Source organism: Allobosea caraganae (genome assembly GCF_003351345.1).
Classification (GTDB): Bacteria; Pseudomonadota; Alphaproteobacteria; order Rhizobiales; family Beijerinckiaceae; genus Allobosea; species Allobosea caraganae.
This window is the reverse complement of sequence record NZ_QQTO01000037.1, coordinates 413,117-426,371: the sequence shown is the minus strand read 5'-3', so window position 1 is coordinate 426,371 and position 13,255 is coordinate 413,117. Positions and strand designations below refer to the sequence as shown.

10 protein-coding genes are annotated in these 13,255 nt (G+C 68.3%); 3 read left to right on the top strand and 7 right to left on the bottom strand.

Annotated features, from left to right (window positions below):
- Position 1 precedes the first annotated feature (1 nt).
- From DWF00_RS26475 to DWF00_RS26450, 6 genes are all read right to left on the bottom strand, one after another.
- Positions 2 to 1,225, bottom strand: a complete 1,224-nt coding sequence (locus DWF00_RS26475) for a mandelate racemase/muconate lactonizing enzyme family protein (RefSeq protein ID WP_114828210.1) — start codon at positions 1,223 to 1,225, stop codon at positions 2 to 4.
- A gap of 21 nt (positions 1,226 to 1,246) precedes the next feature.
- Entirely contained in the window at positions 1,247 to 2,974 is a 1,728-nt protein-coding gene (locus DWF00_RS26470) for an ABC transporter ATP-binding protein (RefSeq protein ID WP_114828211.1), read from the bottom strand.
- On the bottom strand, positions 2,971 to 4,098 hold the full coding sequence (locus DWF00_RS26465; RefSeq protein ID WP_114828212.1) for an ABC transporter permease: 1,128 nt from the start codon (positions 4,096 to 4,098) through the stop codon (positions 2,971 to 2,973). Before DWF00_RS26465 ends, DWF00_RS26470 begins: the two co-directional genes overlap by 4 nt.
- Positions 4,099 to 4,101: 3 nt before the next feature.
- Positions 4,102 to 5,088 carry an ABC transporter permease gene (locus tag DWF00_RS26460; protein WP_114828213.1) on the bottom strand — a complete coding sequence of 329 codons (987 nt, stop codon included), beginning with the start codon at positions 5,086 to 5,088 and terminating at the stop codon, positions 4,102 to 4,104.
- A 62-nt stretch (positions 5,089 to 5,150) separates the two neighbouring features.
- A complete protein-coding gene (locus DWF00_RS26455; RefSeq protein WP_114828214.1) occupies positions 5,151 to 7,109 on the bottom strand; it encodes an ABC transporter substrate-binding protein in 1,959 nt (652 codons plus the stop codon).
- An 84-nt stretch (positions 7,110 to 7,193) separates the two neighbouring features.
- Entirely contained in the window at positions 7,194 to 8,048 is an 855-nt protein-coding gene (locus tag DWF00_RS26450; RefSeq protein ID WP_181832536.1) for an aldose 1-epimerase, read from the bottom strand.
- Positions 8,049 to 8,358: 310 nt separating this feature from the next.
- Here DWF00_RS26450 and DWF00_RS26445 point away from each other — a divergent pair, with 310 nt between their 5' ends.
- From DWF00_RS26445 to DWF00_RS26435, 3 genes are all read left to right on the top strand, one after another.
- Complete coding sequence (locus DWF00_RS26445) at positions 8,359 to 10,086, top strand: IclR family transcriptional regulator domain-containing protein (protein WP_181832537.1); 1,728 nt, start codon at positions 8,359 to 8,361, stop codon at positions 10,084 to 10,086.
- Between the two features lie 60 nt (positions 10,087 to 10,146).
- The gene (locus DWF00_RS26440; protein WP_342769140.1) at positions 10,147 to 10,992 is read left to right on the top strand and encodes an NAD-dependent epimerase/dehydratase family protein; all 846 of its coding nucleotides are present in this window, start codon (positions 10,147 to 10,149) and stop codon (positions 10,990 to 10,992) included.
- 62 nt (positions 10,993 to 11,054) lie between these two features.
- Positions 11,055 to 12,311: a glucarate dehydratase family protein gene (locus tag DWF00_RS26435; protein ID WP_114828217.1), complete on the top strand. Its 1,257-nt coding sequence runs from the start codon at positions 11,055 to 11,057 to the stop codon at positions 12,309 to 12,311.
- Positions 12,312 to 12,318: 7 nt separating this feature from the next.
- On the opposite strand, the gene DWF00_RS26430 is transcribed toward DWF00_RS26435, so the two are convergent.
- Positions 12,319 to 13,254, bottom strand: a complete 936-nt coding sequence (locus DWF00_RS26430) for an acyltransferase domain-containing protein (RefSeq protein ID WP_114828218.1) — start codon at positions 13,252 to 13,254, stop codon at positions 12,319 to 12,321.
- Between the last annotated feature and the right edge of the window lies 1 nt (position 13,255).

The following is a 13,255-nucleotide window of genomic DNA, read 5'->3' as shown; positions in this document are numbered from 1 at the left end:
CTCAATTCTCCGGGAAATAGACGCCGCGCTTCCAGCGCGTCTGCACGTAGACATGCTCGCGGAAGCTGCCCTCGGCATAGGAGCCGGCGGCTTCCGTCACGGGGATGGAGACGTTCATCTCGCTCGGCCATTGCGCGATGAAGTCCTCGTCGATCTCGACGCCGAGGCCGGGGCGGTCGGGCACGTCGATATAGCCGTCGCGCGAGACCGGGTGCGGGATGACCGTCTTGGCGCGGCCGTCCCAGTCATCCTCGATGCGCTCGAGGACGAGCCCGTTCGGGCAGCTCGCCAGCAGGTGCAGCGCGGCATATTCCGCGACCGGGCCGAGCGAGCCGGAATGCGGCGCCAGCATGATGTGGTGCGCCTCCGCCATCGCCGCGATCTTCTTCATCTGGGTGATGCCGCCGGCGCGCCCGGTGTCGGGCTGGACCACGTCGATCAGGTCACGCTCGATCAGCTCGCGCTCGCCGAAGATCGTCGCCATGCGCTCGCCCGCGGCAAGCGTCACCGAGGAGTGGTCGCGGATGCGGGCGTAGCCGTCGAGGTTATCAGGCGCGATCGGGTCCTCGACCCACATCATCCGGTAGGGCTCGAGCGCGCGGCAGACCTGCGTCGCATCGGCCGGCGTCAGCCATGGCGGGCCGTGCAGGTCGATGGCGATGTCCATCTCGGCGCCGACCGCCTCGCGCAAAGCCGCGACCTTGCGGACGGGATCGGAGACGCCGCCGCATTTGAGCGCGGTGATGCCGCGCTGCTTCAGCGAGAGCGCCGTCTCCGGCGTGTTGGCATGGCCGTAGATGCGGATCTTGTCGCGCAGCTTGCCGCCGAGCAGGTTCCAGACCGGGGTGTTGAGCGCCTTGCCCTTGATGTCCCAGAGCGCCATGTCGATGCCGGTCATGGCGCCGGCGCCGACGACGCCGGTCATGCCATGGCCCATGATGGCGATCTGCATCTTCTGCCAGAGACGCTCGATATGGGTCGGGTCCTCACCGAGGAGCAGCGGCTTCAGGTCCTCGATCGCGGTCCGGATGACGCGCGGCCAACCCGAGCACTCGCCGATGCCGGTGATGCCCTCATCGGTGACGACCTTGACGAAGAGCCAGTTGCGGCTGCCCGTCAGGTTCTTCGAGAAGTGCTGCGTTCCGAACGAGCCGTCCGAGGCCCAGCTCTTCAGGCTGGGCGCGCCCGCATGCATCAGGAAGGTCTTGATGTCGACGATCTTCATGGGGGCGATCCGGAAGGTTGATTAGCCGGCGTATCGATGCCTGCGGTGGATGCTGCGAGCCCGCGGGTCGGGGCGCGGAATGGCGGAGAGCAGCGCCTGCGTATAGGCGTGCGTCGGCGCGTTGCAGACCTGCTCGGCCGGGCCGGTCTCGACCACCTTGCCGCGGTACATCACCGCCACCCGGTCGCACATGTAGCGGATGACGCCGATATCGTGGCTGATGAAGACGTAGGACAGGCCGAGCTTGTCCTGCAGGTTCATCATCAGGTCGAGCATCTGCGAGCGCAGGGAGACGTCGAGCGCCGAGGTCGCCTCGTCGGCGACGATGACGCGCGGGTTGAGCGAGATGGCGCGGGCGATGCCGATGCGCTGGCGCTGGCCGCCGGAGAAGGCATGCGGGTAGCGCTCGCGCCAGGACGGTTCCAGCCCGACCTGCCGCAGCAGTTCGGCGACGCGGTCGTCGAGTTCCTTGCCCTCGGCGATCTTGTTGACCAGCAGCGGCTCGCCGACGATCTGGGCGACCGTCATGCGCGGGTTGAGCGAGCCGACCGGGTCCTGGAAGATCATGCGGATCTCGCGCCGGCAGGCCTTCAGCGTCTCCTTGTCGGCCTGGAGCAGGTCGACGACGTTGCCATCGGCGCGGCGGTAGTCGATCACGCCGGCAAAGGGCTCGTAGACCCGCAGCAGGCAGCGGCCCATCGTGGTCTTGCCGGAGCCGGATTCGCCGACGATGCCGAGCGTCTCGCCCGGCCTGACCTCCAGCGAGACGTCGTCGACCGCCCTGAGCGGGGCCTTGGGCGAGCCGAAATGCATTTGCAGGTTGCGGACCTGCAGGACGGGCGGGGCCTCCTGCGCGATCGGCGGGCGCCTGAGCCTGATCTCGGCCTTCTGCTCCAGCTTCAGCACGGAGCCGATCAGCATGCGCGTGTAGTCGTCCTGCGGCGCATGGAAGATGGCGTCGACCGGGCCGGTCTCCTTGACCTTGCCGTGGTGCATGACGAGCACTTCGTCGGCGATCTCGGCGACCACGCCCATGTCGTGGGTGATGAACATCACGGCCATGCCGTGCTGCGTCTGCAGTCGCTTGATCAGGTCGAGGATCTCGGCCTGGGTGGTCACGTCGAGCGCGGTGGTCGGCTCGTCGGCGATCAGCAGCGAGGGATTGCAGGCGAGCGCCATCGCGATCATCACGCGCTGGCGCATGCCGCCGGAGAACTCGAAGGTGTAGCGGTCGACCGCGGCGTCGGGCTTGGGGATCTCGACTTGGCTGAGAAGCTCGACGCAGCGGGCGCGGGCTTCCTTCTTGCCCATCTTCAAGTGGAGCTGCAGCACCTCCATGATCTGGTCGCCGACCGTGTGGACCGGCGAGAGCGACGACATCGGCTCCTGGAAGATCATCGCGATCTCGCGGCCGCGGACGGCGCGGATCTCGCGGCCGCGCGGGTTGAGCTTGGCGAGGTCGACGGAGCTGCCGTCGGGCCGGTGCAGGATCATCGCGCCGGAGACGATGCGCCCGGGCGAGTCGACGATCTGCAGGATCGAGCGCGCGGTGACGCTCTTGCCCGAGCCGCTCTCGCCGACGATGCAGAGTGTCTTGCCGCGCTGGACCGTGAAGGAGACGCCGTCGACGGCCCGGACGACGCCGTTGCGCACCGGGAAATGCGTCACGAGGTCCCGGACTTCGAGGATCGTCGGGGCCGGTGCTGCCGAGCGCAGCTCCTGGCCGGTGGCGAGGTCGATGACGCTCATTTGTTGTACGGATCGGCGGCGTCGCGCAATCCGTCTCCCAGGAAGTTGAGGGCGATCACGGCGATCACCACCGCGACGCCCGGCGCGAACAGCCAGGGCGCGGTCGCGATCGAGCGGATGTTCTGGGCCTCGCGCAGCAGCACGCCCCAAGAGATGGTCGGGGGCTGCAAGCCGAGGCCGAGGAAGCTCAGCGCGGTCTCGGCCAGGATCATCGCCGGAATCGCCAGCGAGATCGACGCGATGATGTGGCTGGAGAAGCTCGGCAGCATGTGGCGGAAGATCACCCGCCCCTCCGAGACGCCGTCGAGCCGCGCGGCGGTGACGAACTCCTCGGTGCGCAAGCTCAGGAAGCGGCCGCGCACGACGCGGGCGAGCTGGGCCCAGCCGGTCAGCGACAGGATCAGCGTGATCATGAAGTAGTTGAGCGTCGCCGGCCAATCCTGCGGCAGCGCCGCCGAGAGCGCCAGCCAGATCGGGATGCTCGGCAGCGACAGCACGAACTCGATGACGCGCTGCACCGCGAAGTCGATCTTGCCGCCATAGTAGCCGGAGATGCCGCCGAGCAGGATGCCGATGGTCAGGGAGAGCAGCACGCCGACCAGCCCGACCGAGAGCGAGATCTGGGCGCCCTGCATGATCCGGCTGAAGACGCAGCGGCCGAGGCGGTCGGCCCCGAGCAGGAAGATCGGCTGGGTCTTGTTCTCCGAGGCGATCAGGTGGGTGGTCGTGCTGAACAGGCCGAGCAGCTTGTATTCGTAGCCCTGGCCGAAGAAGTGGACATAGCTCTTGCGCGTCTTGTCCTCGCTGTAGACGGCCGAGAGCGTCTGCGGGTCGCGCTTGAAGACGTAGGGGTGAATGAAGGGACGAAAGGACCAGCCCCCATCCGCCGCCCTGTCGATGAAATGGATCCTCTGCGGCGGATAGAACGCCGCCCGCGCGTTCTGCTGCGAGGGGTCGTTGACGGCGAAGAAGCCCGGCGCGATGGCGATGATGTAGAGGAAGGCCGTGACGACCAGCCCGGCCATGGCGAGGTGATGGCGCTTGAACGCCCACCAGACGAGCTGCCATTGCGAGGCGACCGCGAGCCGCGAGCTGTCGACGGATGAAAGGGCCGTGTCGGTCATTGCCTATTCCAGCCTGATGCGGGGATCGACGAGGGCGAGCAGGATGTCGCTGATCAGCGAGCCGACGAGGGTCAGCGCGCAGATCAGCAGCACGAAGGCGCCGGCCAGGTACATGTCCTGGCTCATCAGCGACTGCAGCAGGAGCGGCCCCGCGGTCGGCAGGCTCAGCACGATCGCGACGATGATCGAGCCCGAGACCAGGTTCGGCAGCAGCCAGGAGATCGTCGAGATGAACGGGTTGAGGGCGAGGCGGACCGGGTACTTCACCAGCAGGTGGAATTCGGAGAGGCCCTTGGCGCGCGCCGTGGTGACATAGGGCTTGTTCAGCTCGTCCAGCATGTTGGCGCGCATGACGCGGATCAGGCTGGCGGTGCCGGAGACGGCCAGGATGATGACGGGGATCCAGAGGTGGTGGAGCAGGTCGATGACCTTGCCGACGCTCCACGGCGCCGTCACGTACTGCTCGGAAAAGAGCCCGCCGACCTCCTGCCCGAACTCTACTGCGGCGACGTACATCAGCACGAGCGCGAGCAGGAAGCTGGGAACGGCGAGGCCGAGGAAGCTGAAGAAGGTGACGATGTAGTCGCCGATCGAATATTTCTTCACCGCCGAGAACACGCCGATCGGCAGGGCGATGCCCCAGGTCGCGAGCAGGGTCGAGAAGGTCAGCACCAGGGTCAGCGCCATGCGCTCCCAGATCAGGTCGCCGACCGGCTGCTGCCACTCGAAGCTGAGGCCGAAATCGCCCCTGAGCAGGATGTTGCCGATCCATTTGAAGTACTGGACGATCATCGGCTGATCGAGCCCGAACCGGCTCCTGAGGTCGGCCGCGGTGTTCTGGTCGACGACCTCGTTCGAGGCCGCGAGCGTCGCGATATAGGTCGTGACGTAGTCGCCCGGCGGCAGCTGGATCAGCACGAAGGCCAGGAAGCTGACGACGACCAGGGAGGGCACCATCCAGAGGAGGCGCTTGGCGATGAAGCGGAACATGGCACTGCCTGTCTCGGTGAGGCAGCCCGGTCACGCCCGCGGCGCGGCCGGGCTGTCGTGGCTCAAGTCGAGAAGAAGAACTGCTGCGGCAGGGCCGGGCCGGGGTTGGGCCAGGTCCAGGCGTTGGGGTATTTCGGCGGTACGTTCTGCAGGTTGTTCTTGCAGATGCCGAAGGCGTTCACCGCAAGGCAGATGCCGATCGGCTCGAAGGCTTCGGCCGTGAGGTCGAAGAGCTGCTTCATCAGCGCCGCGCGCTTCGTCAGATCGGAGGTGGCGCGCGCCTGATCAAACAGCTTCATCCGCTGCTTCTGGCTCTCCGGCGGCTCCTGGCCGTCCTTGCCGCCCGAGACGTACCATTGCGCCCAGGGAATGGCGTAGCGCGTGCCTTGGGTGTGCTGGGCGAAGTAGTCGCGCGGATCGAGCATCGGGTCGAGCCCGCCCGGACCTGGCCAGACGGCGGCGTCATGGTCGTTATTGTCGCCGCGCGTGTAGTAGAGCGCGCGCTCGATCGTGTTGACCTTGATGTCGACGCCGATCTCGGCCCAGTGGCGCTTCACCAGCTCGAGCGCGTCGACCTCGTCCGGATAGAGCGTCGGGATCACGTCGATGGCGAAGAAGATCCTCTGCCCGTCCGGCCGCAACCTGATGCCGTTGGCGTCCTTCTTGGCGTAGCCGAGCTTGTCCAGGATCGCGTTGGCCTGGGCCGGGTCGTGGCTGGTGAACTGCTCGGACAGGCCCGCGTGATACCAGGGATGGCCCGGGCGCGGTCCGGTCTGGTGCGGCTGCGACTGACCGAGATAGACGAGGTCGATGATCTCCTTGCGGTCCATGCCCAGCGAGAGCGCCTTGCGGAACTCCTTGTTGGCGAACATCTCCCGCATCTTCGGGTCTTTGTGGGTGATGTTCACATAGATCTGCACCTGCTGGGACGAGGAGGCGATCAGCTCGATCAGGTGGTAGCCGCCTTTCTGCGTGTTCTGCGACAGGGTCGGCTTGTTCTGCAGCGTGTCGAGATGGCGCTCCTGGATGTCGAGGCGCCCGGAGATCGCGTCGAGCATCAGCGACTCGACGTCCTGCGAGATGTTGAAGGTGAGCCGGTCGATATAGGGCAGCTGGTTGCCGGCGGTGTCGACCTGCCAGAAATAGGGGTTGCGCTCCATCACGACGCGGGTGGCGCCGCCGGTATAGGCCTCCTTGACGACCCAGGGGTCGAGCGTCGGCTTCTCGACATTGCCCCAGCGCGAGGGGATCTCGACGTCGCCGCACTTGTTGCGGAACAGCGTGCCCCAGTCGGACAGGTTCGCGGCCTTGATCAGGTCGGCCACGCTGGAATTGTACTTGGGGTGGAACTGGCTGCAGTAGTGCTTGGCGTAGAGCGTCGGGTATTGCCCGAGCGGGGTCGCGAGCTGCTCCAGGAACATCGCATAGGGGCTGGCGAAGCTGATCTTGACGGTGGTCTCGTCGACCTTGGTCGCCGTGCCCGGCTTGTTGTCGATGACGATCGACGATGGGGCGGATTTGAACAGCTCGGTGTTCTTGGCGCAGTCCTCCATCGAGAAGACGACGTCATCGGCCGTGAACGGCTTGCCGTCGGACCATTTCATGCCCTTGCGCAGGTAGAAGGTGAACTCGGTCGCATCCGCGTTCACGTCCCATTTGTCGGCGACGTTGGGCAGCACCTCGGTGAAGGCGAGGTTCCAGCGCACCAGGCCCTGGTTGCCGACCAGGCGCAGGATGCCGTTATGGTCGGAGGAGCCGCGCAGGCCGCGCCGCAGCGAGCCGCCGTAGCGGCCGACCTTGTCGACCTTGACCACCATCGGGTTGGCCGAGATGCGCTCGGACAGCGCCGGCAGCTTGCCCTCCGAGGCCAGCTTGGCGAGTGCCGGCGCCTCCTTGGCCGCCTGGGCGAAGGCGGCCTGCGGGATGGCCGAGAGCGCGGTCGCGCCTGCCAGCCCCTTCAACATGTCGCGGCGGTCGAGCCCCCGGCGGCGGTGCGATCCTCGTTCTGTATCCCTGCTCATGCTATCCTCCCGGATTGAGATGGTGCCGGCCTTTTGGCCTTGTCGTTTAGGGTCGAGGAGCGGTGGCGCGGCCACCTGTTCACGTCATGCCAGTCCGATCCGCACCTTCGCCGAAATGGCCTCATTGGGGTTGAGCACGCGCATCCCGGTGCCCGAGTGCCCGGCCGCGGCAAGGTTGAACGCATCGGCGACATGGCTCACCGGCTCCAGGCAGAGATAGCCGCCGCCGGCCGGCACATGGAACACGAAGTGGTCGAGCGGGGCGGCGGACTGGATCAGGATCCGCGTGCCGTCCTGCCGGTGGATCGAGGCGACCCCGTCCCAGCCGGCATAGTAGATCGTGGCGGCCTTGCCGGCATGGCGTGAATCGTAGTGGCCGGCGCTGCCCGCGAGCGGGACGAGCTGCCGGCCGCAGCCATCGGCATCCTGCTCCCACAGCGCGTCAGCGTTGAACCTGATCCGGTCGCCCTGCGACACCGCGAAATAGGGGTGGATGCCCAGGCCGACCGGCATCGCCGTGTCCGCTAGGCTCTCCACGGCGATCTCATGGGTCAGGCCGGACGGGTCGAGCGCGATGCGCTGGACGGCCTCGAAGGCCCAGGGCCACTCGTCCGGCTCATGGCGATAGCGCATCTCGATTGCGGTGCCCGTCTCCTGGGTCACGGTCCAGGGCCGCATCTGGCTGAAGCCGTGCTGGGCGTGCGGGGCCGCGGCCGGGTGCGGCACGAGGGCGACGCGGGCTTCGCCGAAGCGGAAGGCGGCGTCGCGGATGCGATTGGAAAAGGGCGCCAGCGGATAGCTGCCGGCCTTCGGCCAGTAGGCCGGGTCGAACGCGGCCTCCGGCATCGGCACCAGAACGTCGGTGCGCCGGCCGTTGGGCTCCTCGCGCCAGAGCGAGGCGATCCGCCCCCCGTCGCGCGGCCGCAGCGTCGCCCGCATCGGTCCCGCCGCGAGAGCGTGGACAGACGGCAGGGCTTGCGCAGAACGGAGCTGTGCCGTCGTTGCGTCCGCCATTGTCACGTTTCGTCCCCAATACCTGCCGGATGTCCCCGGTCTTGAGCGAAAGGCTAGGAGTGGTGCGGTGCGCTGTCAACGGCGATTCTTACTATGTATGAAACCGCGCGTTATTTCGCAGTTGCAGCATAAGTATTTCCTACATGGTGATACTGAACCGTTGCGAGCGATGGCGTGTCTGCGTAAGTTGCAGCCTTCGCCGCATCGGCTCGCTTCGACAGGCCGCCTTCGTTCCATGCGCAACCGCGTCACCAGCCTCGAGCAGGATATCGTGCCGGACGACGAGGGGCGGCGCGGCGACGCCGTCACCGAGGTTCGCGGCACCCGGCTCGTCGGCAAGGCGCTGAACCTGCTCGACCTGATTGCCGCCGCGCCGGGCGAGCACCGGGCGCAGACCCTGGCCGACGAGCTCGGCCTGCCGCGCAGCACGGCCTACCGCATCATCAACACGCTGCAGCAGCGCGGCCTGGTCCGCGTCGACGCCGCCGGGCAGGGCTATTTCCCCGGCTTCAAGTTCCTCGAATACGCGCAGGCGGTCTGGCCGATCCCGGACCTGCCGATGCTCGCCATGACCGAGCTGCGCTGGCTGCACGAGCTCAGCGGCGAGACAGTTTATTTCGCGGCGCCGGGCGGCGCCAACATGGTCATCATCCAGAAGATCGCGAGCCTTTACCCGATCAGCACGGGCGCGCCGCTGGGCAGCCTGCGGCCGCTCTACTGCTCGGGCATGGGCAAGGCTCACCTGGCGGCGCTGCCGTCCGCCAAGCGCGAGGCACTGATCGGCCGCATGAGCTTCGAGCGCGTCACCGACCGCACCATCACCGATCCGGCCCAGCTGCGCTCGCAGCTCGATGTCTTCCGGCTGCGCGGCTACGCCATCGACGACGAGGAGTTCATGGAGGGCATCCGCTGCGTCAGCGCGGCCGTGCCCGGCGAAGGCGACGTGCCGCTCGGCTCCTTCACGGTCTCCGGCCCGTGCTACCGGATGACGCTCGAGCGGGCGCACCAACTCGGGCCGGAGGTCGCGACAGCGGCCAGGCGGCTCGGCGAGGTGGTCAGGCGGCATGGCGGCACGCGCCCGCGCGCCCGGCCCGATGGCGGGCCGGTGCCGCTGGCCTCGAACGGGCGCTCGTTCCTGGGCAAGTCGCCGAGCTGGGACGCGGCGACGGGCTCGCTGCTCTGGCTCGATGCGCTGGCGCCCGGCATCATGCGCTCGCGCGTCGCCGAGCCGATGGCCGCGCCCCGCTCGGAGGTGATGGCGCGCTTCACCTCGCCGGCGATGGCCCTGACGTCGATCGGCGACGGGCGCTGGTTCGTGGCGACGGAGAAGGGCGCCATGACCGTCGACCGCGAGGCGCGCCTGACCGACCTCAGCCCCCCTCTGCCGCCGGGGCTGCTCGCCGGCATCACCTGCGCCTGCCATGGGCCGGACGGGCAGATCTGGCTCGGCGTCGGGGAGACCTCGGCTCCGCAAAGCCGGCCCGGGCTCTATCGCCTGATCGACGGGGCGCCGGCGCTGGAGGTGGAGCTGCCGGCCGCGCCCACCGACATCCTGATCGATGCGCCCGGGCGCCACCTCTACGTCGCGCTCAGGGAGGCCGGCGACATCATCCGCTTCGTCATCGGGCCGGGCAACCGGCTCGGGCGCCTGGAGCTGGTCGCGCGCGTCGATGCCCTGCATGGCCGGCCCATGGCGCTCGCCCTGGAAGAGCCGGATCACCTGTGGGTCGCGCTCTGGGACGGCTGGAGCCTGGCGCGGCTGCGGCGCGACGGCTCCGACATGCGGCTGCTGTCGCTGCCGGTGCCGCGCCCGACAGGGCTGACCTTCGGCGGCTCCGACGGCGACCAGCTCTACGTCACCAGCGGCCGGATCGGGCTGACGCCGCAGCAGATCGCCGAAGCCCCGACATCGGGCAGCGTCTTCGTCCTCGACGGCCGCCTTCGGGCCGCCTTGCTGCGCTGAGCCGGGAGGAGCCGCCGCAACCGATCACCTCGCTCAATAATAAAAGCCGGGAGAAGACGCATGGAAGAGCCACAGCCGACCGCCATCCGCAACCTGCTGATCACGGGTGGCGCCGGCAATATCGGGCGGAAGCTGCGCCGGGAGCTCGGCGCCCGCTTTGCCCGCATCCGCATCCTGGATGCCGTCGCTCCGGCCAGCCTTGCCGCCAACGAAGAGGCCGTGCTGGCCGATATCGGCGACATCGCCGCCGTCGAGCAGGCGATGACTGACATGGACGCCGTCGTCCACATGGCCGGCGTCGTGCGCGAGGCGCCGTTCGAGGCGATCCTGCAGACCAATATCGTCGGCACCTGGAACGTCTACGAGGCGGCCAGACGCCAGGGCGCGCGCCGCGTCGTCTTCGGCTCGAGCAACCACGCCGTCGGCTTCTACCCAAGGCACGAGCGCATCGACGAGACGGCCCTGCCGCGGCCGGACGGGCGCTATGGCCTGAGCAAATGCTGGGGCGAGGCGGTGGGCGCCCTCTATGCCGACAAATACGGCATCCGCAGCATGCATCTCCGGATCGGCAATGCCGCCGACCTGCCCGGCAACGCCCGCTCGCTCAAGCTCTGGATCAGCGCGCGCGACCTCGCCCAGCTCTGCCTGATCGGGCTGGAGCATCCCGACATCCACAACACCATCGTCTACGGCGTCTCCGACAATGCCGGCGGCTGGTACGACAACGCCGTCGCCCATGGGCTGGGCTACCGTCCGCAGGACCATGCCGAGGACTATACCGCGGAGGCCATGACCGGGGAGGCGAAGCTGACGCACGAGCCGCCGGCGCTCTACTTCCAGGGCGGCGGCTTCTGCTCGATCGAATATGCCGGCATCCCGCTGCCGCCGCCCGCTCCGGGCGCGTGAGACCTCCTCGCCCGACTCCACCCCAGACTCCCTAGGCTCCCCCAACCGTCCCGAGGCCCCCGATGCGCATCACCGATGTCCGTGTCACCCCGATCGCCTTCCGCGACCCGCCGCTCCTCAACGTCAACGGCGTGCACGAGCCCTGGGCCCTGCGCAGCATCATCGAAGTGGAGACCGCGGACGGCCATGTCGGGCTCGGCGAGAGCTATGGCGACCTGCAGACGCTCGCCAATCTCGACAAGGCGAAGCCGGGCCTGATCGGGCTCGACCCGTTCGACCTCAACGGCCTGACGCGGGTCGTCTACGCCGCGGTCGGCAGCAACCCCGATCCCGGCCAGAGCTTCGCGCCGGCCGGCGACAAGGCCCGCGCCTCGGCGCTCGCGGCCTTCGAGGTCGCCTTCCTCGACCTCCAGGGTCAGCTCACGGAGCGCCCGCTCTACGACATCCTCGGCGGCAAGCTGCGCGACAAGGTGCCCTACAGCGCCTACCTCTTCTACAAGTTCGGGCGGCACAAGGACGACCCCGGCTATCCCGCCGATGACTGGGGCGAGGCGCTCGGCCACGAGCAGATGGTCGAGCAGGCGCGTCGGATGATCACGGAATTCGGCTTCGGCTCGATCAAGCTCAAGGCCGGCGTGTTCGAGCCGGAATTCGAGATCGAGACGCTCCGCCACCTGCGCAAGGCCTTCCCGGACTATCCGCTGCGGATCGACCCCAATGGCGGCTGGTCGGTCGAGACGACCCGGCGGGTGATGCCGCAGCTCACGGGGCTGCTCGAATATCTCGAGGACCCGACCCGGACGCTCGCCGAGATGGGTGAGGTTGCGACATTCGCGCCGATGCCGCTCGCCACCAACATGGTCACGATCGCCTTCGGGCATATCCCCGAGACGATCCGCCTGAACGCCGTCCAGGTCGTGCTGTCGGACCACCATTACTGGGGCGGCCTGCGCGCCACCCAGCACCTTGCCCATCTCGGCCGGGTCTTCGGCTTCGGCATCTCGATGCACTCGAACTCGCATATGGGCATCAGCCTGGCGGCGATGACCCATGTCGGCGCCACCATCCCGAACCTCGCCTATGCCTGCGACACGCATTACCCGTGGCAGGTCGAGGAGGTGATCGCGGGCGGCAAGCTCAAGATCGAGGACGGCTCGGTCGCGCCGCCGGAAGGGCCGGGCCTCGGCGTGCAACTGGACCGCGCCGCGCTGGCGCAACTGCACCGGCAATATCTCGATTGCGGCATCCGCGTGCGCGACGACACCAAGGAGATGCGCAAATACTATCCGGACTTCAATCCGAAGAAGCCGCGCTTCTGAAGCCGGCCTAGCGCGGCGCGTAGCGGGCCAGCCAGGCGCTGGCGCCTTGCAGGGTCCTGAAGTCGTCGAGGGATCGCGCGGGTGTGCCGGGATAGGCGCCGGCCGCCATCTCGCTCAGCGCCGGGCCGGGGCCGAGTTCGAGGAAGGCCGTGGCGCCGCCCTCGATGCAGCCTTGCAGGCAGGCGGCCCATCGCACGGTCTGGGAGATCTGCGCCGCCAGCTTGTCGAGGCCGGAGGCGACATCGAGGACGGGAGCGCCGTCGATGCCGCTCAGGAGTCGCGTGCCGGTGCGCGGATGCCCCGGTGCGACCTTGCCGAGGCTGTCGCGGAACGCCGGTGAGGCCGCGGCCAGGCGCTTCGTATGCGAGGCGACCTCCACCGGCACCCGTACGACACGCGCGGCGTTCAGCGCCTTCGCCTCATCGGAGAGCGCGCCCAGCGCCACGCCGTTGCCGCCAATGACGAAGGCATCGCCCGGGTTGACGATGGCGACCGCCGCGTCGTGCCGGGCGCAAAGCCCGTCGATGGCGTCGCGGGAGAGGCCGCGCACGAAGAGCAGCCCGTCTCCGGGAGGAGAGGCGGCATCCATGATCTCCGCCCGCTGCGCGACGAGGTCGAGCGCATCGGTCATGTCGAGCAGGCCGGCGACGCCCCAGGCCGCCACCTCGCCGACGCTGTAGCCGGCGACGATGAGCCGGTCTGGCAGCGCGTCCCGCAACGCCGTCGCGGCGGCCAGCGCCTGCAGCGTGCAGAGGATCTGGCTGATGCGGTTGTGATGCAGCGCCTCGCTGGTCTCTGTCCGGACGATCTCGCGCGGATCGCGGCCGCCGAGCAGCGTCGCCGCATGTGCGAACAGGAAGGCAGCGGCCGGGGCGTGGCCGGTCAGGACGAACATCCCGGGGTGCTGTCGTCCCTGTCCGGAGCAGAGGATCGCGAGGGTCACG